Origin of the sequence: Hymenobacter taeanensis (genome assembly GCF_013137895.1) — a bacterium.
Classification (GTDB): Bacteria; Bacteroidota; Bacteroidia; order Cytophagales; family Hymenobacteraceae; genus Hymenobacter; species Hymenobacter taeanensis.
On record NZ_CP053538.1, the window covers coordinates 4,126,305 to 4,151,620 of the forward strand.

Below are 25,316 nucleotides of genomic sequence, written 5' to 3' on the forward strand. Positions count from 1 at the left end.
TAAACCGGAAATGAGGGGCCAAAATACCGGCGCTTTCCTACGTTGGGAGTGTTTAGAAGTTGTCTTTTTTCAATTTTGTGGTGTATCTGACGGAAAATCAGTGACAAGATTTTGTGCGTCTTTCCTTTAAAGCCACCTGGTAGTCCTTTCGTAAACGCCGGCACTCTGGTTTAGTGTATATGTTGCCAGGCAACAAGGGGAGCCGGTCGCCGTCCGCCCGCAGTATGGCAGAGTAGGCTACTGCTGGCAGCAATGGTTCAGCAACCATCACTTCCTTAGTTTCTGCGTACAGCAATAGCCCGTAGGCCACTGCCGGCCAATCGGCTCATTTATTACCTGTATGACCGTTTCTGCCGCCCGCCCAAAAACCCGCAAAAAGCGCCTCGACCCATTAGAGGAGGCCCACTTACTGTACAAAGACCCAGCCCGCCAGGCTGAGCTGGCTGGCTTACGCTACCTCACTGATAGCAAGCCTGGCCTGACCCGCCAAGCCGCCCCCGACGGAACGTTCCAGTACCTCACCCCGAAAGGGGAGCCAGTTACTGATGAAAAGGTCCTGAATAGAATTCAGGGGTTTGTGATACCGCCCGCCTGGACGGACGTATGGATTTCGCCCTCCGCCAACACTCACTTGCAGGTAACCGGCCGCGATGCAAAGGGCCGTAAGCAGTACCTGTACCATCCGGCCTGGGACCAGGCACGGAGTCTTACCAAGTTCAGTCGCCTGCGGGCATTTGGAGAGAAGCTAGCCGAGCTGCGCCAGCATATTCACAAAGACCTAAGCCGACCCCAGCTGGATAAGCCCAAGGTAATTGCCCTGGTGCTTACCCTCATGGACCAGTCTTTTATACGGGTTGGCAACAAGGAGTACGCCAAGAAAAACAAAACCTACGGCCTTACCACGCTGCGCGATAAGCACGTGCAGGTAAGTGGCGCCGATGTGCGCTTTGCCTTTGTGGGGAAAAAAGGCGTAGCTCACGACCTAACCATTCATGACCGGAAGCTGGCGCGGATGGTGCAGAAGTGCAAGGAGATTCCGGGCCAGCACCTCTTTCAGTACTACCTGCCCGATGGCCACCGCGCCGAGCTGGAGTCTGGTGATGTAAATGAGTATCTGCAGCAGGTAACTGGGCTTAAGCTTTCGGCTAAGGACTTCCGGACCTGGGGCGGCACCGTAAAAATGGTAGAGTGCCTGGAGGCAATCATTGATGAAGAGCCGGAGTTTCCGAAGCCCAAAACCTTAAAGCGAGCCATTAAGGATGTAGCTCAAAACCTGGGTAACACCCCCACCGTGTGCTCAAAATACTATATCCATCCGCAGGTAGTGGAGCTCTTTAACTCCGACAAGCTCATCGACTACCTGCGCCGCCACGACGCCGACCCCTCCGAGAATGACCTGCTGACCCCCACTGAACACATGGTGCTGGAAATGCTGCAGGAGCTGGATGGCGACAAAGCCGCTTTACAAGCGAGCAAGTAACGCCCGGCTTTCAACCATGTAGTGGCCTGGCTCGCGTCCCGAATTATTCTCCGGGGCGCGGGCCAGGCCACTACAGTTTCGGCAAGTTCTATCTGCCCGATCCGTCTCGGTCGAAGGCGTGCGACTCTACGCCGTGGGTGCGCTGGTCTTTGGTTTCCGGGCCACCCTCGTACTCGTTGTTGCGCTTGGTATCAAAGTAGCGGGTTTTCTTCCGTAGGCCACTCACACGGGAGGTATCCCGCACCGTGTCCTCATCGGGGCCACCATAGATATCAATGAAGGGTGAGTGGGTCACGGCACCAGAAATGGTAAACAGGTCTTTGCCCTGCAGGCCGTGCAGGATCACTCGCTCTGTTTCGGCGGGGTGAAACTGCCGGCGGTAGAGTAAGGAGTCGGGAGCGGCTTTGCTGTTGCCGCCGAGGCGATACACTGATACCACCGTGCTGGTATCGGATAGGCGCTCAACCACGAAGTGCTCGGCCTGGTCGGTGCCAGCCACCAGCACGTTTTCAGCCATGTGGGCGTAGTACCTCTTGGCTACTCGTTGGAGCTTCTCACGGCGGGCGCGCAGAGCAGCTTCCATCTGGGGGCCTTCCAGAGCATAAATCTCGCGGGGGAGCCCCCCCCGTACGGCCTGGTGAATTACCTCGTTAGTGAGCTTCTGCTGCAAGTCTTGCGCAATGCGCAGGTATTGCTCCCGGGGCAGCTCACTTAAAGCACGGCTATCAATAAAGCGGGCGTTTCGGGTGTAGCCCTCCACGCTTTCGTAGGTGGGCCCAAACGTGCGGAACTTCGGAACAATCTTGCTGACCAACCACGTGAGTACGCCGTCGTTGAACCGAAAGAACACCTGGTCGCGGTCCTGCGGTACGGGGCGCCACAGGGTGCGGCCATTCTCCTGCGGAAACGAGGCCCAGCTCCACTGGCCCTCGTGCCGGTCCCAGTCGCCAAGCCATAAATCAAGCAGGCGGGCTCGCAGGAAAGCGGCTTCATCGAGGGTGTGCTCCTGGCTGTGGTAGCGTTCTTCCAGCATGTCTTCGCTCTCCTCCAGGGCTGTGGCGCCGCGCAGCAGGGGCGTAAGGTTAGCTTTGCCTTCCAGCTTCTGCTCCAAAATCACCACCTTCCCCCTGAACCGCTCAGAGGCTATATCCAGGCCATCTTCATCGGTACGGATGTAATAGGGCCGGGGAGTGGCGTGCGGTACCTGGGCCGCCTGAGCCAGCCGTGGTACCACCATGGCCCCGTAGGGCATGCCGGCGGAAGTGGCATCGCGCACGGCCGTAAGCACAAACCCCTGGCGTAATACTTTAGGGAGGGTTTTGTACGGGTCCTTATCAATGGTGCGGATGGCGAAGGCGCGCCCATCATCTGCCGTAAGAGTTGCGCTCGTGGTTTGGAACCCGCCCCCCAGTTTACTAAACTTTAGGCCACCCGGCACTACGTTTTTAGGGTAAAATACAGGCAGTTCAACCGGCGTAGCCCAGGCGCGGCGGTAATGCGCCCCGAGCAGGAGCCGGCCTAGTGGGCCGCGGCGGTAGTGCCGGCCTGCTGTCACCACCGCACTATCGGCGTTGGGGGCAAGCGGGGCAGGATAGGCCACGCGGGCATCCGGCTGAAAATACGCGTCGCGGGCACATCCGGTACCCCCGAGCAGCAAAGCTAATAAGACGGGAAAACGTTTGACCATTCAGGAGATATAAAGCGCGTTTGTATCCTTCAACGCAACTTATCCTTAAAAGTAGGGCTAGAGCTCAACAACCGTATGGGCAGGGTTTGCGCTATAAGGTCGGCGGCTGGCATGCCGCTGCCGTTTACCTCTTGCCCCTGAAGCTTCTGTGTCTGCTATTTCCGCCTCTGCATCTGCGTGTTTATTTGGCACGTTTCTGCTGCACTCCTGCACTTCGTCAGCAGCCCCGGTCGTAACTCACCCGGCGGTACCTATGCGGCCTGACTCCACGGTGAAAGTAGCAGCTGGGCCCCAGTATAAGCGAGGGGCAGTGCACCGGTTTTTCTGGGGCAGGCACTACCGCAACGTGTGGGCTGAGCCTGTTACGGCACCGGTATTCAATATCCGTACGGCGGTGCCAGGGGGCCTCACTCCGGTGCGCGAGGGTGGCAGCTTCCAAACCCGCAACCTGCGCTTAGTTGACCGCAATGGCGTGCAGTATGTGCTGCGCTCCGTGGATAAGGACCCCACGAAAGCCTTACCTGAAGGCCTGCAAAACGGACCCATTGGGAGCCTGATGAAAGACCAAACCAGTGTCATTCATCCTTATGGGGCGTATATAGTGCCCGTGCTAGCTGAGGCCGCCGGACTTTATCATACAAACCCCCGGCTGGTATTTGTGCCCGATGATCCGGCTCTTGGAGAGTTTCAGAAAGTGTTTGCCAACCAGCTATACCTGTTTGAGGAGCGCCCCGAAGGTGACCAAAGTGCCGTTAGTAGCTTTGGGCGCTCAACTAATGTGGAGAGTTCCCGCAAGGTTTTTACTAACCTGCTTGCTAGCGCCCAATACCAGGTAGACGCCCGCCAGTATCTGCGCAACCGGTTGTTTGATATGTGGCTCGGCGACTGGAGCCGCCGCGAAGACCAGTGGCGCTGGGCCAGCTTTGCCGGGCAGCAGGGGGCCACCGTGTACCGTGCCATTCCGCGCGACCGTGACCATGCTTTTTTTAAGTTTGATGACGGATTTCTTACCCACATCATTGCCTGGGTGAAATCAAACTATCAAAGCTTTCATGAGAAAATTCGCCTGCAGGACGTAGAGGGCCTGAACCGGGCGGCTCGGCCGATGGATAAGTCCCTGCTTGCCTACCTGACCCGTGAAGACTTCCGGCAGATTGCTGATTCATTGCGCAATTCTCTGCCCGACCCCGTTATTGCCGAAGCCCTTAACGTATGGCCCCGGGAAGTGCAGGCCCTCTCGGCAAGCGAGTTTACCCGCAAGCTTCAGGCCCGCCGTGACCAACTGCCCGCAGTAGCCAACAAGTTTTATGAGCTGCTAGCCGAAGAGGTGGAGCTACCCGGTACTGATGAAGCCGAACGGTTTGTAGTGGAAGCTGTCGGGCCCGGGCAGGTGCGGGTGCAGGTATTCAGGTTGCTGCCTACCGGCGAAAACCTGTTGTCTCAGCGCACCTTTGATGCCCGGCTAACTAAGACCATTCGGCTTTTTGGCCTGGGCGGCAACGATGCCTTTGAGATAAGAGGCACGCCCGACCCAAAAATTACTATTGGTATATATGATGGCGCCGGGCAGGACTTAATCGGTACAACCAATATGCCAGCCGAAGCTAAATCTAGCATAACCGTATATGACAGCGGAGACGGAAATACACTGCCGGCAAACAAAGCTGTGAAAGTAGAAAAGTACCAACCACGGGCCGAAGAGTTTGACGCGGCTGGTTGGCTGCTGCGGCATCGGTTGTATTAGGCAACTCATGCGTCTTTCTAGCGTTTACAATGACCCCGGACCCTATCTATCTCTACAGTTAAGAATACACGCACGCGCACGCGGCAGCTAACCCCTTACGTTAGCTTGTTGTATGTTTGCCTTTTGCTACACCAATAATGCAAACGTTTACTGCCCCAGACTATCTGACCCTCATGTATCGGTCGGATCTTCATTTTCTGGTAGCACGCTGGCAGCGCCCGGTAACGGGGGCTGAAACCCAAGAAGGGTATCGGCTGATTTTGAGTGCCGCCCAAGCGTGTAAGTGCCCGTACTGGCTGCTGGACGGCCGCCGCCGGTTACCTGCCGACCCTGAAACTACTGCTTGGGGTCTCCACGAGTTCTTCCCGACTTTGAGCCAGCATTTGGGCAGCAAAGTGTACATGAGCCAGTTGCTGTCACCTTTGTATCAGCAGCTCACCTCCGCCAGCCAAGAATTTCAGCAAGCTGAAGGCTTCCCCCACCAAACGTATAAAATGCGCCGCTTCAACGACGAGACCCACGCCGTAGAATGGCTGCAGCAGGCTCAGCGCGAAGCCTCCCAGGCCTAGCTGCGCGCTACGCCTACCCGTATTTATCTGCCTCGGAGCTTAGCCGAAGACCTTTACTTTATCCTTGTGCTTGGTGCGCAGGTACTGCCTAATGATCTGCTGCACATCTTTGTTGTCGTTGTAGCGGGTAATGGCGTCTTTAAAATCCACGAAGCGGCGGGCCGAGAACGTTTCATCAACATAACCAAAGCCCAAGTACCTGCCGTTTTCTACCACCACCAGGCTTTTCTCCGTGGCATGCCGGCCCGCGCCAATAATCACAAAGGTGCCGTGCTCATAGGTGAATGATTCAATGGCCTCTTCTACCCGCTGATTATATTCTTCGGGTGGCTCTAGGCCTATGCAGGCACCTTTGCACCGGTGCACCTGATAATCGAAGCAGGAACCAGTGGTTTTATACAGGTCGCAGAGCTTCTGGCACAGGTTGAATTTTGATACTTTATGGAAGAGGAAGCCCTTAGCCTTAAACTGGTTGCCCAACGCAATTAGCGGGTGCGACTCGGCGTGGTCGTCGGCGCGGCCGTAGTAGAGTCGCTTGTACCCATTCTCATCTGTGCGCAAGAAAATGCCCGCCGGAAACACGGAGCGGCGCTGCGCCCGGTTATACAGCGGCTTCATGCGCTTTATCTCATGCGACTCAAACAGCAGGGCTACCAATTCAGAGCCCGTGAGCTCCCACGTGATATCGGAAATGGAATTCTTAAACTCCAGACTCTTGCGCGACTTATAATCAACGGCAAAGTGCTGCTGAATCCGCTTGTAAATATTAATGCTCTTACCTACGTAAATAACTTCGCCCTGCTGGTTATAGAAGTAGTATACCCCGGCCTCCTGAGGCAATGAAGCTACCTTCTCGGGGGTAATATTGGGCGGGAGCAGGGCCGTTCGAATGGCTTCCTGTACGGCTTTGATTTTGCGGGTCGCGGGTTGCTTGGTCGCAGTTTTAGGTTGGCGGCCCGACGGTGCCGTAGCATCTACGGCCGCCAGTGTTTCGGCCGGGCTGAGGCCAGGGGCCACCAAGGCTTCTTCCTGTTGCGAGATCTTAAGCAGCCGCCCGAACAGTATGGCCGTTGCGGCGGCATCCCCGGAGGCCCGGTGCCGGTCGTGGAGCGGAATACCAATATTCTGGCAGAGCTTACCCAGGCTGTAGCTGGGTTGGCCTGGCATCAGAGAACGGCTCAATCGCACTGTGCACAGCGTTTTTCGCGAGTAGTTATAGCCTAAGTCGGCAAACTCCTTCTTCAGAAAGCTATAGTCAAAGCGCACGTTGTGGGCCACAAACACGCAGCCCTCCGTCATTTCCACCACTTTGCGGGCTACCTCATGAAACTTAGGCGCGTCGCGCACCATGTCGTCGGAGATGCCCGTGAGCTGCGTGATAAAGAAGGGGATAGGCCTACCTGGGTTGAGCAGCGTGCTGTACTCATCCACCACCTTCTCACCGTCGTGAATATAGATGGCAATTTCCGTGATGCGGTCTTGCGTGGGCTGACCGCCGGTAGTTTCTAAGTCAATGATGGCGTACAAAAGCGGCTCGAAATCAGGTAAAAAACGTGCTAATTAAATTGGTAACAAAGATACGCTTTCCAAAGGTTGCATCTCAGCACTGGCCTAGCGGCAAGCGTTTAGTGCCTCCGCATGTACAACAAAAAAGGCTCGCCATGTGGCGAGCCTTTTTCAATTATTTTAGCCAAAGTGGCCTAGCGGTTGCCTTTGTGCTGAGTAACCCAGTTCTTGGCCGACAGAATTTCGCCGTGCTGTTTCTGAATTACGGTGCGGGCTTCTGCGGGCAGCTCGTTCGACTTCAAAGCCGTTTCGTACGACGACAGGGCTGTAGCATCGCCGGTTTCGCACTCGCCCAGAATGGCCGAGTCGTCTTGGCCCGTAATGGCCGACTTGATATTGATCCAGCCGCGGTGTACGGCAGCGGCAGCATCAGCTACTACGCCTTCAATCGTATTGTCGCCTTCTACTGAAATACCAAATTGCTGCGCATGTTGCGAGAGCTCCGAGGCAAACTGGGCACGCTGCTGGCTGAATTGGCTTAGCTGCGACTTCAGGTCTGGGCTGGATACGCCTTCTGCGGCTTCCTGGTAGCCTTTAGCAGCTGTTTTATTGATTTCTACGAGGTCGTTGTAAGCGCGTGCGGCTTCGCCAGTGATAGTTGCCATGATGAAGAGAGTTTCTGATGTTGATAGTATGATATGGTGCTGCCGCTAGTAGCGGCCACCTGAGCATTATACCCGCTTGCCCAGTGGTAGGTTACCTGCATGGTGGTACAAAATTTGGGATATTCTCATTGCAGCTAGGCTAAATGCAAACTGCCCCCGTGCTGCAGTAGTGGCAGCGCGGATGCAGTTTGTTGGTGTGGGAATGGCCTATGCTGCTTTACCAAAGGCCCGGTCCCAGAGCCTCTTGATGCCCCCAGGTTGTTTACTTTCTGGTTTGGTAGAGTCATCCCCTTCGGCCGTGTCGCCCAGTAGGAAGCCCCACGGCTCGGTGGTCTTGTTAGCATCCAGCACCACTTTTATTACCGCAATCATAGGGATGCTCAAGATCATGCCGGGAGTGCCCCACAGAGCATTTCCGAGTATCAGGGCCAGAATGGCTGCCAGCGGATTAATGCTCACCTGTGAGCCCGTAATCATAGGAGTGATAAAATTGCCCTCCAGAAACTGCACAAACACAAATACGCCTACCACCAGCCCGGCCTGCAAGATAGAGCCGGTCTCAACCAGCGTTATAACCGCCGGAATGGTGGCGCCAATCATAATGCCGATATAGGGAATAACGGCCAATACCGAGGCGAAAATGGCGAAGAAGATGGCAAATTTAACTCCCAGAGCTACTAGGCCTATGCCATTCAATACGGCCACAATCACAATCACCTTAAACAGCCCCGAAATGTAGGCCTGCACTACCGTTTGAATATTATCAACAGTGTGCAGCACAAACGTGCGCTTGTCAGGCGACACGAACCGAAACATAAACTGCCGAAGGTGGTCACGGTACAGGAGCAAGCAGAAAATATAAATGAGTACCTGGGCTAGGTTGCTTAGCACCGCAGTGGTGGTGTTGAGCGTGGTACCGATATAGGTGCCCCCTGATTTTTTAAGCGCTTTTACCGTGGACTCCTTGATTTCCTCTACACTCATGGGCTCATACCCAAATTTGTTGTGCGCCCACGCCTGGGCCTCCGTGAAAAACTGCATCAGCTTGTCTTGCAGCTTCGGAATCTCCGACTGAAACTGGGTGAGCTGAGACCCAAATCCCAGAATTATCCCTACCAGAAATAAGAGCAGCATCAGCAGGCACAGGATAATGCTCAGCACTCTTGGGATGCCTCGCAGCTCAAGCCAGCGGCAAATGGGGAGCAGCAGCAAGGTAAATAGCGCCGAAAACAGCAGAGGCAGCAGAATCTCATCTAATTTGTTGAGGGTGTAGATCAGCAGCACTGCGCCCACCATGAAGAAGGCAAACTGAATAAACGGGCTCTGCTTGACTGAAGTGTTGGGCTTATGTCCGGCAGGGGGCAAGTGATGTTGACTAGCGGGAGGAAACATTTTGCTAATATTATTGGGAATGAAAGGGAGTTGAAAAAGAAGAAACTACGCTTTTTAGAGCGTTGCTAGGGGAACAATCTGCCGTTTATCTAGGTTGAAACCCTATAAATTGCTAACTTGGCTAGCGAAAGTAAGGCGCGGAAAAGGTCAATTTTCTGTGTTATTTTACCCCAAATTCGAATTCCAGTTTTCCTGATGGCTGAAGAACAAGTACCCGCCGCAACCCCCGACCATGGCTACACCGAGGACAGCATTCGTTCGCTGGACTGGCGTGAGCACATTCGCCTGCGCCCAGGCATGTACATTGGTAAACTCGGGGATGGCTCCAGCTACGACGACGGCATTTACGTGCTGGTGAAAGAAGTCATCGATAACTCGATTGACGAGCACGTGATGGGCCACGGCCGTACTATCGACATCAAAATCTCTGACCAGCGCGTGCAGGTGCGCGACTATGGCCGGGGTATCCCGTTGGGTAAAGTGGTGGAAGTGGTCAGTAAGATTAATACGGGCGGCAAGTATGACTCGAAAGTCTTCCAGAAGTCTGTAGGCTTAAACGGCGTCGGCACCAAGGCGGTTAACGCCCTTAGCAATTACTTTCTGGTGCAGAGCGTGCGGGAGGGGTTGATGAAGTCGGCGGAGTTCTCGCAAGGGGTACTCACCAGCGACCCAAAGCCCCAGAAAACCAGCCAGCGCAACGGCACTCTCTTCACGTTCCAGCCCGACGATTCTATTTTCCGCAACTACCGCTTCATCCCGGAGTACCTGGAAAATCAGATCTGGAACTACGTATATCTGAACGCGGGCCTCACCATTAACTTCAACGGGCAGAAGTACTACTCTGAGAATGGACTACTAGACCTGCTGGCCCGCAAAGCCGATCCTGATTCAATTAAGTATCCTATTATTCACTTGAAGGGCGAGGATATTGAGTTGGCTCTCACCCACGGCAACGACTACGGCGAGGAGTATTACAGCTTCGTAAACGGCCAGTACACTACCCAGGGCGGTACCCACCTGGCCGCTTTCCGTGAGGCGGTGGTGAAAACGGTGCGCGAGTTCTACAAGAAGGAGTACGACGCCGCCGACATCCGAGCCTCCATTGTGGCCGCCATTTCCGTTCGAGTGCAGGAGCCAGTGTTTGAGTCGCAGACTAAAACCAAGCTAGGCTCTATCAATATGGGGCCTGATGGGCCTACAGTGCGCGGATTCGTTCTTGACTTCGTGAAGGAGCACCTCGATAACTACCTGCACAAAAACCAGGCAGTAGCCGATGCCCTCCGCAAGCGTATTGAGCAGAGCGAGCGGGAGCGGAAAGATATGGCGGGCGTGAAAAAGCTGGCTAACCAACGCGCCAAGAAAGCTAACCTGCACAACCGCAAGCTTCGCGACTGCCGCTTCCACTTAGGAGAAGGCAAACAGGAAGCGGAGGCCTTGACCACGCTTTTCATCACGGAGGGTGACTCGGCCTCCGGCTCCATCACCAAGAGCCGCAACGTAGAGACGGAAGCCGTTTTCTCCTTGCGCGGTAAGCCCCTAAACTGTTTCGGGCTGAAGAAGAAAATCGTCTACGAGAACGAGGAGCTGAACCTGCTGCAGCACGCCCTTAACATTGAGGAAGGCATTGAAGGTCTGCGCTACAACCGCGTAGTTATTGCCACCGATGCCGACGTGGACGGGATGCACATCCGGCTGCTGTTGCTCACGTTCTTCCTGCAGTTCTTTCCCGACCTGGTGCGCAATGGCCACGTGTTCATTCTGGAAACGCCGCTGTTCCGCGTTCGGAATAAGAAAACCACCATCTACTGCTACAATGAGCAGGAGAAGCAGGCTGCCATGCGCAAGCTGGGCCGCAACCCTGAGGTGACGCGATTCAAGGGCCTCGGTGAAATTTCTCCCGACGAGTTTGGTAAGTTTATCGGCGACAACATCAAGCTGGAGCCTGTGATTCTGCAGTCTGACCGATCCATTCAGCAGGTGTTGAATTACTACATGGGCAAAAACACGCCAGCCCGTCAGGAATTTATCATCGAAAACCTGCGTCTGGAGAAGGATTTGGTGACTTCCGATGTTCTCCCTGTTGAGGAAGTGCCCGAGGAAGACCTGGCCTAGCGCCAGGCCTACTCGGCCAGCTGCACCAAGTGGCCTAGCGCTTTGGCGCTGGAGCAAAGCTGGCAAGCAATCACCAGCAAAAGCTGGACAGTGAACAGTTTAAACCTTCTGCTTTCCTAGCTTCCATGGCGGGAGAGCAGGAGAGAGGTACAAGAACAATAACCGTGGTCCTAGGCCACACCCTGTAATGTCAGAAGAGACGAACCCCCAAGACCCAAACCAAGAAGAGCAGCCAAACCTATTTGGCTCCGGCGACTCCTTTGAGTTTGGATCCGCGCCGGATCAGTCGGCGGATGCTGAAACGCCGGCCGAAGAGCCTGTGCAATCTGTGGTGAGTGAATCAGGTGAGCTGCTCTTGGCCGAGTCAGGTGCCGATGTAGACGCCGTAACTGAGCCAGAGCCCGTAACGGAAGAAACCGAGGAAGAGCCCAAGTTCGCGCCCGGTGAAACCATTCATGATGTGGCCACCGTGAACGGCATGTACCAGAACTGGTTTCTGGACTATGCTTCCTACGTGATTCTGGAGCGTGCCGTACCGGCCATTGAAGACGGCCTCAAGCCTGTTCAGCGCCGCATTCTGCATGCCATGAAGGAAATGGATGATGGCCGCTTCAACAAAGTAGCCAACGTCATCGGCCAGACCATGCAGTACCACCCCCACGGTGACGCCTCCATTGGTGATGCCATGGTGAACTTGGGCCAGAAAGATCTGCTCATCGAGACGCAGGGTAACTGGGGCGACATCCGCACCGGGGACGGCGCGGCTGCTCCGCGTTACATTGAGGCCCGCCTGAGCAAGTTTGCACTGGATGTGGTCTTCAACCCCGACATTACAGAGTGGCAGATGAGCTACGACGGCCGCAAGCGTGAACCTACCACGCTGCCCGTGAAGTTTCCGCTGCTGCTGGCCCAAGGTGTGGAAGGCATTGCCGTAGGCCTGTCCACGAAGATTATGCCCCACAACTTCCGCGAGTTGTGCAAGGCCAGTATCGACGTGCTGCGAGGCCGCGACATTCAGCTCTTTCCCGACTTTCCCACGGGTGGTCTCTGCGACGTCTCGAACTACAACGGTGGCCTACGCGGCTCCAAGATTCGCTTGCGCGCTACCATTGAGAAGGCCGATAAGACCATGCTCGTCATTCGCGACATTCCGTACGGCACCACCACCACGGCGCTGATGGAAAGCATCGTGAAGGCCTCGGAAGCGAATAAGATCAAGATCAAGAAGGTAGTTGATAATACGGCCGCTGAGGTAGAGATTCAGGTGCACCTGCCTACGGGCGTGAGCCCCGACCTCACCATGGACGCCCTCTACGCCTTCACCGACTGCGAAATCAGCATCTCGCCCAACACCTGCGTTATCATCGAAGATAAGCCGCGGTTTGTGGCCGTCGAGGACATGCTGCGCCTGAGCACCCAGAAAACGGTGCGCCTGCTGGAGCGGGAGCTGGAAATCCGACAGGAGGAGCTGCAAGAAAAATGGCACTCGGCTTCGTTGGAAAAGATCTTCATCGAAAACCGCATTTACCGCAAAATTGAGGAGTGCGAGACCTGGGAAGACATTATCCAGACCATTGATGCGGGCCTGAAGAAATTCGTGCGCATTGAAGGGGAGAAGCCCAAGGCCAATGACACGCGCATTGTGCTGCGCCGCGCCGTTACCGAAGATGACATTACGCGCCTGACCGAAATTCGCATCAAGCGTATCTCGAAGTATGATGGCTTTAAGGCGGAAGAGTACATTCAGAAGCTGGAAACGGAGCTCCTGGAAGTAGCCGACCACCTGGCCAACATCGTCCGCTACGCCATTCACTACTTTGAGGGCCTGCTGAAGAAGTACGGCGCCACCCGGGAGCGTAAAACCCAACTGCGCACCTTTGATGTGGTAACAGCCCAGAAAGTAGCCGTGGCCAACCAGAAGCTTTACGTGAATCGTCGCGATGGTTTCGTGGGCTATGGCCTGAAGAAGGACGAGCACGTGGAGTACATCTGCGACTGCTCCGACCTCGACGACATCATCGCCATTAAGCGGGATGGCACCTTCATGGTGTCGAAAATTGCCGAGAAGACTTTCGTTGGGAAGGACATTATGCACGCGGGCGTTTACAACAAGAACGACGACCGGCTAGTGTATAACATGATTTACCAGGATGGTACTTCGGGCATAAGCTTCGCCAAGCGCTTCCTGGTAACCGGCATAACCCGGGATAAAAGCTACGACCTGACAAAAGGCACCAAGGGCACCAAAACGCTGTATCTGACCGCCAACCCCAACTCCGAATCGGAGATTGTAAGCGTGCAACTCTCAGATAAAGCCCAGGCCCGCGTGAAGCAGTTTGACTTTGATTTCGCGGAGCTGGCAATTAAAGGCAAGGGCTCGATGGGTAACATCGTGACCAAGCAGCCCATCAAGAAAATCACCCAGAAAAGCCTCGGCGACTCTACGCTTGGTGGTCGGGAGGTGTTTTTCGACAGCGTGGTGGGTCGCCTCAATACGGCCGGCCACGGTCGTTACCTGGGCACTTTCGACACCGACAATACCATTCTGGTGGTGTACAAGGATGGTAGCTACGAGATGAAGTCGCCTGATCCTGCGCATCACTTCGATGTGCCTAACATAGTACTGCTACGCAAGCTCGAGCCCGAGACTGTAATCAGTGCTGTGTATGCCGAAGGAGAAACGAAGACGCACTACGTGAAGCGGTTCAAGATTGAAACCAGCACACTGGAAAACCGCTTTACGTTTATTTCAGCAACTAAAGGCTCGAAGCTGCTCTGTGCAACATGTCACGCTGAGCCGCAGGTAGAGGTAAAGCTGCAGCGCGATAAGAAGGCAGATAAGGAAACTGAAAAGATTCTGCTGCACGAATTCATTGACGTAAAAGGCTGGAAGGCCATGGGCAACAAGCTTAACTTCTTCAAGATTCACGCCGTGACCTTGCTCACCGACGAGGGTCCCGAGCCCCAGCGCCGGGAGGTAGCCAAGAAGCGAGGACCGGCAACTATTCCTCGCACCAACTCGCCCGTTTCCGCCGATGCAGCACCTCTGCCCGAGCATACCGGCGACGTTGACATCTCGGCTGCCGATGTGGCCCAGGCCCAGGCAGTGCTCAAAACGCCGAAGTCTCAGCTTAAGCTGTTCTAGCAACCAGAAGCCCCGCCACCCGGCGGGGCTTCTGGTTGTAATAGAAACTATCCTGGCCTACGGGGCCTTGCATACAGAGCACAAGTGCGAGGCACTAGGTGCCTACGGGTTTCAGCAAAAACTCCCAGATTTGTGGGTGTAAGTCAGGTTATGCGTCGTTCACTTCGTTTTGCAGTTGGGGTGCTAGCCCTATGGGGCAGCCCGGGCTGGGTGACTGATGTGTTGGGTCAGGGAACCCCCCAGCCAAACCAGGCCCCCACCGAAGCGCTTGCTCCGGCCCTGGAGCAACTTATGGCTCAGGCCAAGACGCAACAGGAGCAGTACCACGATTCGGAAGCCCTGGCCAAGTATGAGCAAGTGCTAGCCAAGGCTCCGGCTACCTATGATGCCCTCTGGCAAGCCGCTATCCTTAGCGTCCGGATTGGGGCCCGCTATACGGATGAAACCCGGAAGTCAGCTTACTTCTCAGCGGCCCGATTATATGCCAACCGGGCATTGGTGGTGCGCACAGATGGGGCTGAAGGTCACTACGCGGAAGCTATGGCATTGGCAAACCAGGCCAATCTGTTAGGAGCCAGGGGGCGGCTACTGGCCTACAAGGAAATGAAGAGCCATGTGTTTAAGGCAGTAGCGCGTCGGCCCGATTGGGCTGAGGCCTGGCAAATGCTAGGGCGCTGGCATTACCGAGTCGACCACTACAACCTATTAGAACGGGCGTTTAGTCGATTGTTTTTAGGTGGAATGCCCAGCGGAGCGGGTACCCGCAAAGCTATTGACGCCTTGGTAAGAGCGCATGAGCTAGCTCCTAAACGCATTGAGTTTTGCTATGACTTAGCCCGGGTGCACCTAAACCAAGGCCAGCGTAGTCGCGCCGTTGCGGTGCTGCAAGAAGCTATGGAGCTCACGCCCGTAACCGCTGAGGAGTTGGAAATCAGCCGACGCTGCCGCCGTCTGCAGGAGCTGCTTAACCGCCAAATGCGCCGTCAGCTGCAACGGCACATCCGAAAGGAGGTCGGAATATATATCCGCTAGGCCAGGTAGCAGTGCCCTGTAAGCCAGGAGTACGTGTGGCTAGGCCAGTTTAGCTGCGTATCTTTGCGGCTCAATGGCGGCTTTAAACTCACTTCTTCCTACCTCATTTTGTGCCTCACTGCTGCTCGCGCTACTTGCCGGCGGGGTGTGGGGCTGTGGGCAAAATGACCCAAGTGAGCAGGCCGAAGTGATGGTAAACCTAGCCACCGTGCAAAGCGGGCCCAAAATTCAGGCTGCTGAGTTGGAGGGAGCTATTGCCCGCCAGCCTCGAAACGCCTCTTTGTACGCGCGCCGGGCCGGATTCCGCCTCGACGCTGGCCTGGTTGCTGCGGCCCTCGAGGATATTAATCGGGCCCTTGCCCTGGATGATGGTCCGGCGGAGTTTTACTTCATTAAAGCGCGTGCTGTGCGGGCACAGGGTAATCTGAAGCAGGCTCTTACGGCCGCGGCAGAGGCCTCCCGTCGTGGTTTCTCCTCTCCCGATTTAAACCTGTTGGTCGGCGAAACGCACTTGGCTGAGCGGCGCTTTCAGGATGCGCTAGACCAGCTTGATAGAGCTTTGCAGCAAGAGCCCGACCATGCAGCGGCGCTATTTTATAAAGGTGTGGCTTATATAGGCCTACAGGACACCGTGCAGGCGTTAGACTACCTGCGTGCCAGCCTGAGCCGGGACCCACGTCAGCCGGAGACCTTACACCAGTTGGCTTTTCTGTCAAATGCCTTCCGCCAACCGGCAAATGCTGCGAGGTACGCCGCCCAAGGGCTTAAGCTGGCCCCCAATTACGGCCCGCTGTGGTACGACTATGGCCGCCAGTTTGAGCTGCAAAACCAGCCCGACAGTGCCCTGCGGATTTATACGCGTACCGTTGAGCTCGATACCACGTTCTACCGTGCCGACTATCGGCTGGCATTAGTGGCCTACAAGAATCACAAGTACGCCGACGCCATTCCGCACTTGCAGCGCGCTCTGCGCCGGGCTCCCCGTCTGGCCGGTGCCCGTCAGATGCTGGCTGAAAGCTATGAGAGCCTGGCGCGCTTCCCTGAAGCAGCCGATCAATACCGTATTTTGGTTGCAGAAAACCCCGGCAACCGCCACTGGACGTATAAAGCCTGGAAGGTTGGAAACCGAGCCCGGGGCATTATGGTAGATGAAACCCCACGGCAGGCAGTAGAGCCGGTTGAGCCGCTTTCTATTCAACAGCCCAACACTAATCAATAACAGGCCGAGGGTGCCTCTTAAAGCCTAGGAACGTTCAGTTTAACCGAGTAGTTTACTTGCACTGAGGCAACCTGAAGCCTCTTAAACTACGCCGACCAGTGGCTTTCCTGAATTTTCAGTCAGTAAAGCCAAAAGTAAACCTCTAACTTGCGGGCTAACGCTGTTTGTATAGCTAAACCCCATTTTTTCACATGATTGATATAACGCTCCCCGACGGCTCCGTGCGCCAGTTTGTAGATGGCATCACGGGCTACGACGTTGCCGCCAGCATTAGCGAGGGCCTTGCCCGCAATGCCCTTGGCGTCCGCGTGAATGGCGAAGTGCGCGACCTGCACCGGCCAATTGACCAGAATGCCGCCGTGGAAATTCTAACTTGGAACGACCAGGATGGGAAGTCAGCTTTCTGGCACTCCTCGGCGCACTTAATGGCTGAAGCCCTGGAGGCTTTATACCCCGGTGTAAAGCTCGGCATCGGCCCCAGCATTGAGAACGGTTTCTATTATGATATCGATCTGGGTGAGGGCCGTTCCATCTCAACGGAAGAGTTTCCGAAGATTGAGGCCAAAATGCTGGAGCTGGCCAAAAAGAAAAGCCAGTATCGCCGCCAAGACATATCTAAAGCCGACGCTATTGCCTACTTCACGGAAAAGGGCGACGAGTATAAGCTCGATTTGCTTGACCGCCTTGAAGATGGCACTATCACGTTCTACACGCAGGGGGAGTTCACGGACCTGTGCCGTGGTCCTCACATCCCGGATACGTCTCCTATCAAAGCCGTGAAGCTGCTAAACGTGGCCGGTGCCTACTGGCGCGGTGATGAGAAGAACAAGCAGCTCACGCGCATCTATGGCATCACGTTTCCGAAGGCCAAGGAGCTAAGCGAGTACCTTGAGAAGCTGGAAGAAGCCAAGCGCCGCGACCACCGCAAACTGGGCAAGGAGCTTGAACTGTTTACGTTCTCTGAGAAAGTAGGAGCGGGTTTGCCCCTGTGGCTGCCGAAAGGCACTGCCTTGCGTGAGCGGCTGGAGCAGTTCCTGCGCCGTGCGCAAATGAAAGCTGGCTATCAGCCCGTAGTTACGCCGCACATTGGCTCCAAGGAACTCTACGTGACGTCAGGGCATTATGAGAAATACGGGGCCGACTCGTTCCAGCCCATCCGGACGCCAAATCCTGGCGAGGAGTTCTTCCTCAAGCCCATGAATTGCCCTCATCACTGCGAAATCTATCGTAGCAAGCCTCGCTCATACCGCGACCTGCCGGTGCGCCTCGCCGAGTTCGGGACGGTGTATCGCTACGAGCAGAGTGGCGAGCTGCACGGCCTGACGCGGGTACGGGGCTTTACGCAAGATGATGCGCATATCTTCTGCCGCCCCGACCAGGTGAAAGAAGAGTTCCTGAAGGTAATCGACATTGTATTGTACGTGTTGAAAGCGCTGGACTTCCCTGAGTTTACGGCGCAAATCTCCCTCCGCGACCCTGAGAACAAGACCAAGTACATCGGCTCCGATGAAAACTGGGCTCGTGCCGAAGCTGCTATTCAAGAAGCTGCCGCGGAGAAAGGTCTGACTACGGTAACGGAACTGGGTGAAGCGGCCTTTTACGGTCCTAAGCTCGACTTTATGGTGCGTGACGCCCTCGGCCGCAAGTGGCAGCTGGGCACTATTCAGGTAGATTACAACCTGCCTGAGCGCTTTGAGCTGGAGTACGTAGCCTCTGATAACTCGCGGCAGCGTCCTGTTATGATCCACCGGGCGCCCTTCGGCTCATTGGAGCGCTTTGTAGCTGTTCTGATTGAGCACTGCGGCGGCAATTTCCCGTTATGGCTTTCCCCTGAGCAGTTTGCTGTTCTGCCGATTTCTGAAAAATATCAGGACTACGCACAGCAAGTGTATGACCGTTTAGTGCAGGCAGAACTACGCGGCAGCGTAGATCACCGCGACGAGAAAATTGGTCGGAAGATTCGGGATGCCGAAGTCTCAAAAGTGCCTTACATGCTGATTGTAGGGGAGAAGGAGCAGGAGAACGGCATCGTTTCGGTGCGCAAACACGGTGAGGGTGACGTTGGCTCCATGCCCATTGAAGCATTCATCCAAAGCTTCCAGCAGCAGGTAAATGACCTGATGGACGGAAAGACTGTCTAAGTTATAGCAGTCATCTTGCCAACAATGACGACCTTGCTCCGCCGAAAGCCGTTATACGGTTTCCCTTCAGCGGGACAAGGTCATCAGGAGGCACATGGCTGAGTTTCCAGCAACTTATGATGCTATTTTAATATAGCCTTTTTGAGTGTTTGGAAAAAATGCCGGATATTTGCCCCCTGAATGAACGGATTGTGGCTGACTTGTGTCAATTACTATCCTAGTAAACTGAATTTTTAGCTCACCTTTAAGGAGAACAGCCATAGCAACCCCTAACCGCCGCTACATCCCTCGCGCTCAAGTCGAGGAGCCGTTCAAGATCAATCAAAAGATTACGGCCCGTGAAGTGCGCCTGGTCGGTGAAAACATCGAGCAGGGCATTTATCCTATTGAGCAGGCCCGCCGGATGGCCCAGGAGCAAAACCTCGACCTCGTTGAGATTTCGCCCACAGCCGTACCGCCCGTTTGCCGCGTCATTGACTACTCGAAATTTAAGTACGAGCAGAAGAAAAAGACGCGTGAACTTAAGGCCAAGCAGACAAAGGTTGTCATCAAGGAAATCCGTTTCGGTCCTAACACCGATGACCACGACTTCGCCTTTAAGCTGAAGCACGCCCAGGAATTCCTGCGTGAAGGGGCTAAAATTAAAGCTTACGTTCACTTCGTAGGCCGAAGCATCGTCTTCAAAGAGCGGGGCGAAATCCTGCTGCTTAAATTTGCTCAGGCCCTTGAAGACCTGGCCAAAGTAGAGCAGCTGCCCAAGCTAGAAGGCAAGCGTATGTTCCTGTACCTGGCGCCCAAAGTAGCGGCTCCTGTGAAGCCTTCCAAGCCCGCTGCTCCTAAAGAGAGCGGCAAGGAGGCGCCCAAGGAAGCCAAGCCTGCCGCTCAGCCTGCTGATAAAGCTACTGAATAGTTTACCCGCGGCTCAGCCGCATTTTACGCTGGCGCACCGGCCCTAGGCAGCCGACCGCCGCAGTTGTTTTACTTCTTTACCTCCACTACAATGCCGAAAGTAAAAACCAAGTCCGGCGCCAAGAAGCGTTTTTCGCTCACCGGCACGGGCAAAGTGAAGCGCAAGCATGCCTTCAAAAGCCACATCTTGACCAAGAAAACCACCAAGCAGAAGCGTAACCTCACGCACGCTACTCTGGTTAGCTCGGCCGACATGAACCGTGTAAAGGACATGCTTAACATTTAATTGGCATTTGGCTGTAAAGAGGGTAGCTACTGCACGCAGCGTTAAACTCTTTCTGCTTTACTCCAATTAACAAATTTTCACCAGGCGTCCGGCTGAAACGTAAGTCGCGGCACTAACTCCGCCGCCGGCCGCCAAAAAAAACAGGTTATGCCAAGAAGTGTAAACCACGTGGCTTCGCGCCACCGTCGGAAAAAAGTAATGCGCCTGGCGAAAGGCTATTTCGGCCGTCGCAAGAACGTATGGACCGTTGCCAAGAATGCCGTTGAGAAAGGTCTTCTCTACGCGTATCGCGACCGTAAAACCAAGAAGCGTGAGTTCCGCGCCCTCTGGATTCAGCGTATCAACGCTGGCGCTCGTGAGCACGGCCTGTCGTACTCGCAGTTTATGGGTGGCCTGAAAAAGGCTGGCATCGACCTGAACCGTAAAGTTCTAGCCGACCTCGCTCTGAACCACCCTGAGGCTTTCAAAGGCATCATCGAGAAAATCAAGTAAGCCTACTCCATAGGCCTCTTGCTAAAAGAGCCTGACTTAACAGTCAGGCTCTTTTTTATTTGTCAACTTGCTGAAAAACGTTTTTTGCTGTAGGCTAGGCCACTTTATTTGTTTATCGCTTCTTATCAGAAACACATACTTCTACCTGAGAAATGGAAGCTTATATGAGCTGTCATACCAAATAATAGTGGAAAATTGAGTTAGCTGAGTAAACTATTACAGTGTGTTACGTAAACGTTACGCATCTAACCGCTGGCCGTGCTCAGGCTACGTATTTTTTTCCTTTTTTTGAATATGAAGTCGTTGTTTACCAGCTGCTCAGTAGGGGGCTTCTTGTGGATTTCATCTTTTATGCCTGCCATGGCGCAGGTATCTGTTGCGCCAACTGCACCCGCTGATACCACTCACAAGTTTGAAAACCCAGTGGGTGTTCCATCGGTGGTTAAGGCTCCTTGGTACAAGGGTAAACTGGTTAGGGCGAGTATTGTACCAGCGGTAATGATTGGCTATGGCGTGTACACCTTTAATGGTGGCGGTTTTTATACGAATCAGCAGGCCAACCGCGACATTCACAAGCTGTTTCCTACTTACCGGACCCGCCTCGATGACTTCCTTATTTTTGCTCCTTATCTGGAGCTTGGCGCAGTAGCGCTGGCAGGAGTAGAATCTCGGGACGACCGATTGAATACGGGGTTGGTTATTCTGAAGAGTGAGTTGATTATGCTCACCTCTGTATTCGCTATCAAAAATCTAAGCCGGGAAACGCGTCCTGATGGATCTGATAATTTGTCGTTCCCCTCGGGCCATACGGCGCAAGCTTTTCTGGCAGCAAGCATAGTACACACCGAGTTCCGCGACAAAAGCCAATGGTATGGAATAGGGGCCTACGCCTTGGCTACCAGTGTTGCCGCACTGCGCATGATCAACACCAAGCACTGGCAGAGCGATGTAGTAGCTGGGGCAGGAATTGGTATACTATCAGCCCATTTAGGCTACCTTACGCACCGTAACAGGTGGGGCCGTAAGCCTAGGTTGCCTCAGGGCATAAGTTTCACACCTACCTGGCAGAGTGGGTATGGTTTCAGAACAGGTGGAGCACGGAGTGGAGCGCCGGGCCTCCAATTCACTTGGCAACCCAAGTAGCCCGCAGTGCAGGCAGAGTGTTTGCTACTGGCCTAGCCGGCTACTAAATTTTATTTGCCAGTTATGTGGTGGGTTTATGCTTTGCTTTCTGCGTTGTTTGCAGCCTTAACAGCTATTCTCGCCAAAATAGGCATTAAGGGGGTTGACTCTAATCTGGCAACTGCCGTGCGAACCGTTGTGATTCTGCTGCTTGCCTGGGGTATAGTATACTGGCGAGGTGGCCTAGCGGAACTGCAAACCCTAACATCTACTAATCTGCTCTTTCTAGGCCTGTCCGGACTGGCAACGGGCCTTTCATGGATTTGCTATTTCAAAGCACTTCAAATAGGCAAAGTATCACAAGTAGCGCCCGTTGATAAACTGAGTGTGGCAATTGCCATTGTGCTATCAGTTGTGTTTTTGGGTGAGCGGCTAACCTGGCAGATAGGGGTAGGAGCAGGGCTGATACTGATTGGTACGTTTGTACTCATTCTGTAGTACAACTCCTATTTGGTGACGGATGCATCAGCTAGCCTAGCACCATCATATGATTGCCTAGACTCTACCGCCTTGGCAAGAACAAAGGGCTTTACCGCACGATAAGAAAGAAGGGACCCCAGGTAATTTTGTTCTTGTCTATAGCATAGCAGGCCACAACGTGCCGGAAGATGGAATGGCTCTTTGCGCACCTTCTTGGTTGGTTAAGAGCGCCTTATTGGCTTCAACTATACTTTTCGCTCCTGCGACTGGGTTAACCACATTCTAGCTTCTTCGTAGTCGCTGAACATTCGCATTTGTAAGTCCTGGCCGATTCCGTCGTACATAAACTCAGCTGACGCGGTAGCTAAACCCTCCGGACTGAACAAGTGGGCCATGTGTGTTAACCCATGCTCAATTGCCCTGGGCACCCAACTGGAAACAACCCAATCAACTGCAAAATCCCAGGCACCGATTACGTGGCGGTTGTCGTTCAGCAAATAAGGGCACTTATAGTCCCGTAAGTAGTTCAGGCAGGCGTCAGCACCAGATGTGACCTGTAAATACGTTTGCGTTCCGAGCCAATTGTTGTACACCCAATGATTGACCGCATCATATTCAATGATAAGATAGGTATCACCAAATCCGTTCTGCAGTTCTGTGGGCATGGTAAGCGGAAAGCAAATCAAGTGTTATCAGCCGGGTATTACTAATAGCTCTAAAGATAGCGCAACGTATCCTAATCAGAAGCTTCGCCGTTGCGAGTGAATGCAGGTAAAAAGTAGGGTCAATAGCCCTATCGGCGGGGAATAGCCAGCAACTTTTAGGCGAAATGGCTCCATCTGGGATGGGGGAGTGAAGTGAGGGCTGTTGTTCAGTTGAATATAATACTGAATTTGTGGGCAAATGCTAGTGAAACAGGTACCCCACTGTTGTCGATTAAGTAGGTAGTGAAATCAATTAATGCTGATATAGAAAGCTATAGAACTAAATAAGCGATTCGAATAAAGAACACACTCATTTATGCCATTTACTTTTTCTCATCCAGCTATAGTATTGCCATTACTCTGGCTGCCAAAAAAATGGCGCTCTGCTACCGGTTTAATTGTTGGAAGCATGACCCCGGACTTCGAAAAGTTTATCCGGATGAGTGAATTTGATCCGTATAGCCATACCTGGCGTAGCATCTTTTATTTCAATCTTCCACTGGGCTTAGTGCTATCCTTCGTTTTTCATGCACTCGTGCGCGATGCCCTAATTCGGCATCTGCCTATTGCACTTTACCAGCGGTTTACGCCGTTTATCAGCTTCAACTGGCTAGCTCACTTCAGGAAAAATTACCTGATAATTATTGTATCCTTGTTACTAGGCACAGTATCTCATTTGGTATGGGACAGTTTCACTCATCCTGAAGGACGTGGAGTCCGGTATTTTCCGTTTTTACTGCACTATACATTCGGGGGCGCCCTGGATATGAGGCTCTACTCTTTCCTACAAAAGTTAGGATCAGTAGTAGGCGTGTTAGCCCTTGTATGGTATACCCTGCACTTACACAGATACAGGGAGACAGGCATTAAGCGTAATCAACTGTCTTACTGGATCTTGGTATTCTTGGTGGCAATAGGGGTGGTCGTAATCCGGTTGCAACTATCCGAGAGTATCCTTCTGCAAAACCTCTATCACCTAACCATTATTCTCATTTCTGGTGGCCTAACCAGCTTAGCTACGGTGCCGCTATTACTGCGGGGATGGCAAGTAGCGAAGCCCCGAAGTCTTAATAATGATTACCATTCAGACGATGGGGATATTTGACTGATCAGTGAGTGGCCTACAGGCTTTATCACTGTTCAACGGGCCGCTGCTGAGGCCCACTAAATAGCAAATAAAGCACTGCCCGAGACCGGTGCTGCTAGTCTATAATGAGCTATCCTTTTGGGTACCCTATGTATACGCCATTTCACACATTGCTCTAGTTATTGAGTAGCAGCTGGCTTGAATGATTTCTAATTTAGTATTTTCATTTTTGTACATAATTCCCCTTCATGTTTACAAATATTAAAGTATTCATACTGCTAGGGACTGGGCTTTTGGGTAGTTTGTTAACTTCCTGTGGTGATGACACAAAGCAAGCTGATCCAACGCCCAAGCAGTATAAAGTGCAAGTGCGCTATCAGGCAACAAATCTCCAACCAAACGGAAGGGATGTTGGGGCCAATGTTAGTGTGCTGCTTACGGACAAAGGACAAACCCCTAGAGGGTCTATTTCGGCCTTTCTTACTGGTGTAGATTCAGGCCAGGAGGAATCGAGCGTAGTAGATATGGTTGCTACCGATAAAATTGAAGTGGATCTCAGCTTTCCAAACGTTAAGTCAGCTGTCCAGGCAAAATCGCTGCCCGAGACAACTGCTATTACCACAGAAGTGGTAGTGAACGGTCAGGTACTGCGGACTATCAAGCTGGATAAAAATACTTCTTTCTCGGGCCCCACTCTGCGCGTAATGGAAACCATTAGCGTGAGCGAACTATAGTATTACTCAAAGCAAAGTACGCTTGAGTGGTACATATAAGTGTGCTCCTAGTTCACAGGTAATAGTGCATATTTAGCTCCTGCTTATACGCATACTGGAAGCAGTATAGAAAATAAGGCAATAAAAAAGGCCTTTCCGTAATGGAAAGGCCTTTTTTATTGTAGCGGGGACGAGAGTTGAACTCGTGACCTCAGGGTTATGAATCCTGTGCTCTAACCAACTGAGCTACCCCGCCCTGTTTTGGTGGTGCAAAGGTAGAGACAAGATTTGGCCTGATGCAAGTGTTTGCGGAAAAAAAAAGCCGTGTATATTGCTTCCAGCCGGTAAGTTCCTGTGCTTCCGGGATAATAAAAATACATAGTTCCGCTTATGCCCCTTTCTGCTACTCGTCTCAAGCACCGTTTTACGGTCGAGTACCCCATTAATGCCTCTCCCAAAATTCTGTATCCCTATCTCGCGTCGGCTTCCGGGCTTTCGCAGTGGTTTTGCCAGGATGTTCGCATTGATGAAGACCATTGCTACAACTTCATTTGGGATAACCAGCCGCACTTTGCGGAAATGAACTCCCACCGAACCAACCGCTCCGTCCGCTACGTATTTCTGGGGCCAAATAAGCGTCAGACCCCCGATGCTAATTACCTGGATTTTACCCTAGAGGAGTCGCAGCTAACCCAGGAGGTGTACCTGCGCGTAATTGACTACTCGGAGGAGACCGATGACATTGAGTTGCAGGAAATGTGGGATAGTCTCATCCAAAAGTTGCGGGAACAGGTAGGCGGTTGATTCGGTTATCTAGTCCGGGAAAAGGAG

General features: G+C 53.5%; 20 protein-coding genes, 1 tRNA gene and 1 pseudogene. 16 read left to right on the plus strand and 6 right to left on the minus strand.

The annotated features are described in order from the left end of the window. The first annotated feature begins 340 nt into the window (after window positions 1-340). The gene (locus tag HMJ29_RS17270) at window positions 341-1,480 is read left to right on the plus strand and encodes a DNA topoisomerase IB (RefSeq protein ID WP_171592664.1); all 1,140 of its coding nucleotides are present in this window, start codon (window positions 341-343) and stop codon (window positions 1,478-1,480) included. Between the two features lie 88 nt (window positions 1,481-1,568). Here HMJ29_RS17270 and HMJ29_RS17275 read toward each other — a convergent pair whose 3' ends face one another. Then, window positions 1,569-3,167 (minus strand): hypothetical protein, encoded by a 1,599-nt coding sequence (locus tag HMJ29_RS17275; RefSeq protein ID WP_171592665.1) that lies wholly within the window; start codon window positions 3,165-3,167, stop codon window positions 1,569-1,571. 253 nt (window positions 3,168-3,420) lie between these two features. Here HMJ29_RS17275 and HMJ29_RS17280 point away from each other — a divergent pair, with 253 nt between their 5' ends. Then, window positions 3,421-4,911, plus strand: a complete 1,491-nt coding sequence (locus HMJ29_RS17280) for a hypothetical protein (RefSeq protein WP_171592666.1) — start codon at window positions 3,421-3,423, stop codon at window positions 4,909-4,911. A 137-nt stretch (window positions 4,912-5,048) separates the two neighbouring features. Further along, window positions 5,049-5,480 carry a hypothetical protein gene (locus HMJ29_RS17285; RefSeq protein WP_171592667.1) on the plus strand — a complete coding sequence of 144 codons (432 nt, stop codon included), beginning with the start codon at window positions 5,049-5,051 and terminating at the stop codon, window positions 5,478-5,480. A 39-nt stretch (window positions 5,481-5,519) separates the two neighbouring features. On the opposite strand, the gene HMJ29_RS17290 is transcribed toward HMJ29_RS17285, so the two are convergent. The 3 genes from HMJ29_RS17290 to HMJ29_RS17300 form a co-directional block, all read right to left on the minus strand. After that, on the minus strand, window positions 5,520-7,007 hold the full coding sequence (locus HMJ29_RS17290) for an exonuclease domain-containing protein (protein ID WP_171592668.1): 1,488 nt from the start codon (window positions 7,005-7,007) through the stop codon (window positions 5,520-5,522). A gap of 173 nt (window positions 7,008-7,180) precedes the next feature. Further along, window positions 7,181-7,651 carry a ferritin-like domain-containing protein gene (locus tag HMJ29_RS17295; protein WP_171592669.1) on the minus strand — a complete coding sequence of 157 codons (471 nt, stop codon included), beginning with the start codon at window positions 7,649-7,651 and terminating at the stop codon, window positions 7,181-7,183. Between the two features lie 207 nt (window positions 7,652-7,858). Further along, the gene (locus HMJ29_RS17300) at window positions 7,859-9,043 is read right to left on the minus strand and encodes an AI-2E family transporter (protein ID WP_171592670.1); all 1,185 of its coding nucleotides are present in this window, start codon (window positions 9,041-9,043) and stop codon (window positions 7,859-7,861) included. Between the two features lie 195 nt (window positions 9,044-9,238). On the opposite strand from HMJ29_RS17300, the gene HMJ29_RS17305 reads away from it, so the two are divergent. The 10 genes and pseudogenes from HMJ29_RS17305 to HMJ29_RS17350 all read left to right on the plus strand — a co-directional run bounded on the left by HMJ29_RS17305 (window position 9,239) and on the right by HMJ29_RS17350 (window position 21,999). Then, a complete protein-coding gene (locus tag HMJ29_RS17305; RefSeq protein ID WP_171592671.1) occupies window positions 9,239-11,155 on the plus strand; it encodes a DNA topoisomerase IV subunit B in 1,917 nt (638 codons plus the stop codon). 187 nt (window positions 11,156-11,342) lie between these two features. After that, window positions 11,343-14,300 carry a DNA gyrase/topoisomerase IV subunit A gene (locus HMJ29_RS17310; RefSeq protein ID WP_171592672.1) on the plus strand — a complete coding sequence of 986 codons (2,958 nt, stop codon included), beginning with the start codon at window positions 11,343-11,345 and terminating at the stop codon, window positions 14,298-14,300. 150 nt (window positions 14,301-14,450) lie between these two features. After that, entirely contained in the window at window positions 14,451-15,332 is an 882-nt protein-coding gene (locus HMJ29_RS17315; RefSeq protein ID WP_171592673.1) for a tetratricopeptide repeat protein, read from the plus strand. A 73-nt stretch (window positions 15,333-15,405) separates the two neighbouring features. Beyond that, complete coding sequence (locus HMJ29_RS17320) at window positions 15,406-16,551, plus strand: tetratricopeptide repeat protein (protein WP_171592674.1); 1,146 nt, start codon at window positions 15,406-15,408, stop codon at window positions 16,549-16,551. 191 nt (window positions 16,552-16,742) lie between these two features. Beyond that, complete coding sequence (gene thrS / locus HMJ29_RS17325; protein WP_171592675.1) at window positions 16,743-18,692, plus strand: threonine--tRNA ligase; 1,950 nt, start codon at window positions 16,743-16,745, stop codon at window positions 18,690-18,692. Between the two features lie 259 nt (window positions 18,693-18,951). Next, window positions 18,952-19,509: pseudogene (infC, locus tag HMJ29_RS17330) on the plus strand (translation initiation factor IF-3); the annotation flags it as partial. A gap of 183 nt (window positions 19,510-19,692) precedes the next feature. Then, window positions 19,693-19,887 carry a 50S ribosomal protein L35 gene (gene rpmI, locus HMJ29_RS17335; RefSeq protein WP_135436037.1) on the plus strand — a complete coding sequence of 65 codons (195 nt, stop codon included), beginning with the start codon at window positions 19,693-19,695 and terminating at the stop codon, window positions 19,885-19,887. A 147-nt stretch (window positions 19,888-20,034) separates the two neighbouring features. Further along, entirely contained in the window at window positions 20,035-20,379 is a 345-nt protein-coding gene (rplT, locus tag HMJ29_RS17340; RefSeq protein WP_171592676.1) for a 50S ribosomal protein L20, read from the plus strand. Between the two features lie 294 nt (window positions 20,380-20,673). Next, entirely contained in the window at window positions 20,674-21,522 is an 849-nt protein-coding gene (locus tag HMJ29_RS17345; protein WP_171592677.1) for a phosphatase PAP2 family protein, read from the plus strand. Between the two features lie 63 nt (window positions 21,523-21,585). Then, window positions 21,586-21,999, plus strand: a complete 414-nt coding sequence (locus HMJ29_RS17350; protein WP_171592678.1) for an EamA family transporter — start codon at window positions 21,586-21,588, stop codon at window positions 21,997-21,999. Window positions 22,000-22,226: 227 nt separating this feature from the next. Here the strand turns inward: HMJ29_RS17350 and HMJ29_RS17355 are convergent, their stop codons facing one another. After that, complete coding sequence (locus tag HMJ29_RS17355; protein WP_171592679.1) at window positions 22,227-22,646, minus strand: hypothetical protein; 420 nt, start codon at window positions 22,644-22,646, stop codon at window positions 22,227-22,229. 355 nt (window positions 22,647-23,001) lie between these two features. Here HMJ29_RS17355 and HMJ29_RS20730 point away from each other — a divergent pair, with 355 nt between their 5' ends. Next, window positions 23,002-23,790 carry a DUF4184 family protein gene (locus HMJ29_RS20730; protein ID WP_171592680.1) on the plus strand — a complete coding sequence of 263 codons (789 nt, stop codon included), beginning with the start codon at window positions 23,002-23,004 and terminating at the stop codon, window positions 23,788-23,790. 230 nt (window positions 23,791-24,020) lie between these two features. Next, on the plus strand, window positions 24,021-24,506 hold the full coding sequence (locus tag HMJ29_RS17365; protein WP_171592681.1) for a hypothetical protein: 486 nt from the start codon (window positions 24,021-24,023) through the stop codon (window positions 24,504-24,506). A gap of 161 nt (window positions 24,507-24,667) precedes the next feature. Here HMJ29_RS17365 and HMJ29_RS17370 read toward each other — a convergent pair. Beyond that, window positions 24,668-24,741, minus strand: a tRNA-Met gene (locus tag HMJ29_RS17370). A 134-nt stretch (window positions 24,742-24,875) separates the two neighbouring features. Here HMJ29_RS17370 and HMJ29_RS17375 point away from each other — a divergent pair. Beyond that, on the plus strand, window positions 24,876-25,289 hold the full coding sequence (locus tag HMJ29_RS17375; RefSeq protein WP_171592682.1) for an START-like domain-containing protein: 414 nt from the start codon (window positions 24,876-24,878) through the stop codon (window positions 25,287-25,289). Window positions 25,290-25,316: the final 27 nt, after the last annotated feature.

What these genes read in the sequence shown, in the direction of transcription:
- HMJ29_RS17345 (WP_171592677.1), top strand. Translation starts at nt 20,674, where the DNA reads ATGAAGTCGTTGTTTACCAGCTGCTCAGTAGGGGGCTTCTTGTGGATT.
- HMJ29_RS17295 (WP_171592669.1), bottom strand. Translation starts at nt 7,651, where the DNA reads ATGGCAACTATCACTGGCGAAGCCGCACGCGCTTACAACGACCTCGTA.
- HMJ29_RS17305 (WP_171592671.1), top strand. Translation starts at nt 9,239, where the DNA reads ATGGCTGAAGAACAAGTACCCGCCGCAACCCCCGACCATGGCTACACC.
- HMJ29_RS17275 (WP_171592665.1), bottom strand. Translation starts at nt 3,167, where the DNA reads ATGGTCAAACGTTTTCCCGTCTTATTAGCTTTGCTGCTCGGGGGTACC.
- HMJ29_RS17270 (WP_171592664.1), top strand. Translation starts at nt 341, where the DNA reads ATGACCGTTTCTGCCGCCCGCCCAAAAACCCGCAAAAAGCGCCTCGAC.
- HMJ29_RS17300 (WP_171592670.1), bottom strand. Translation starts at nt 9,043, where the DNA reads ATGTTTCCTCCCGCTAGTCAACATCACTTGCCCCCTGCCGGACATAAG.
- HMJ29_RS17375 (WP_171592682.1), top strand. Translation starts at nt 24,876, where the DNA reads ATGCCCCTTTCTGCTACTCGTCTCAAGCACCGTTTTACGGTCGAGTAC.
- HMJ29_RS17315 (WP_171592673.1), top strand. Translation starts at nt 14,451, where the DNA reads ATGCGTCGTTCACTTCGTTTTGCAGTTGGGGTGCTAGCCCTATGGGGC.
- HMJ29_RS17350 (WP_171592678.1), top strand. Translation starts at nt 21,586, where the DNA reads ATGTGGTGGGTTTATGCTTTGCTTTCTGCGTTGTTTGCAGCCTTAACA.
- HMJ29_RS17365 (WP_171592681.1), top strand. Translation starts at nt 24,021, where the DNA reads ATGTTTACAAATATTAAAGTATTCATACTGCTAGGGACTGGGCTTTTG.
- rplT (WP_171592676.1), top strand. Translation starts at nt 20,035, where the DNA reads ATGCCAAGAAGTGTAAACCACGTGGCTTCGCGCCACCGTCGGAAAAAA.
- thrS (WP_171592675.1), top strand. Translation starts at nt 16,743, where the DNA reads ATGATTGATATAACGCTCCCCGACGGCTCCGTGCGCCAGTTTGTAGAT.
- HMJ29_RS17285 (WP_171592667.1), top strand. Translation starts at nt 5,049, where the DNA reads ATGCAAACGTTTACTGCCCCAGACTATCTGACCCTCATGTATCGGTCG.
- HMJ29_RS17355 (WP_171592679.1), bottom strand. Translation starts at nt 22,646, where the DNA reads ATGCCCACAGAACTGCAGAACGGATTTGGTGATACCTATCTTATCATT.
- HMJ29_RS20730 (WP_171592680.1), top strand. Translation starts at nt 23,002, where the DNA reads ATGCCATTTACTTTTTCTCATCCAGCTATAGTATTGCCATTACTCTGG.
- rpmI (WP_135436037.1), top strand. Translation starts at nt 19,693, where the DNA reads ATGCCGAAAGTAAAAACCAAGTCCGGCGCCAAGAAGCGTTTTTCGCTC.
- HMJ29_RS17320 (WP_171592674.1), top strand. Translation starts at nt 15,406, where the DNA reads ATGGCGGCTTTAAACTCACTTCTTCCTACCTCATTTTGTGCCTCACTG.
- HMJ29_RS17280 (WP_171592666.1), top strand. Translation starts at nt 3,421, where the DNA reads ATGCGGCCTGACTCCACGGTGAAAGTAGCAGCTGGGCCCCAGTATAAG.
- HMJ29_RS17310 (WP_171592672.1), top strand. Translation starts at nt 11,343, where the DNA reads ATGTCAGAAGAGACGAACCCCCAAGACCCAAACCAAGAAGAGCAGCCA.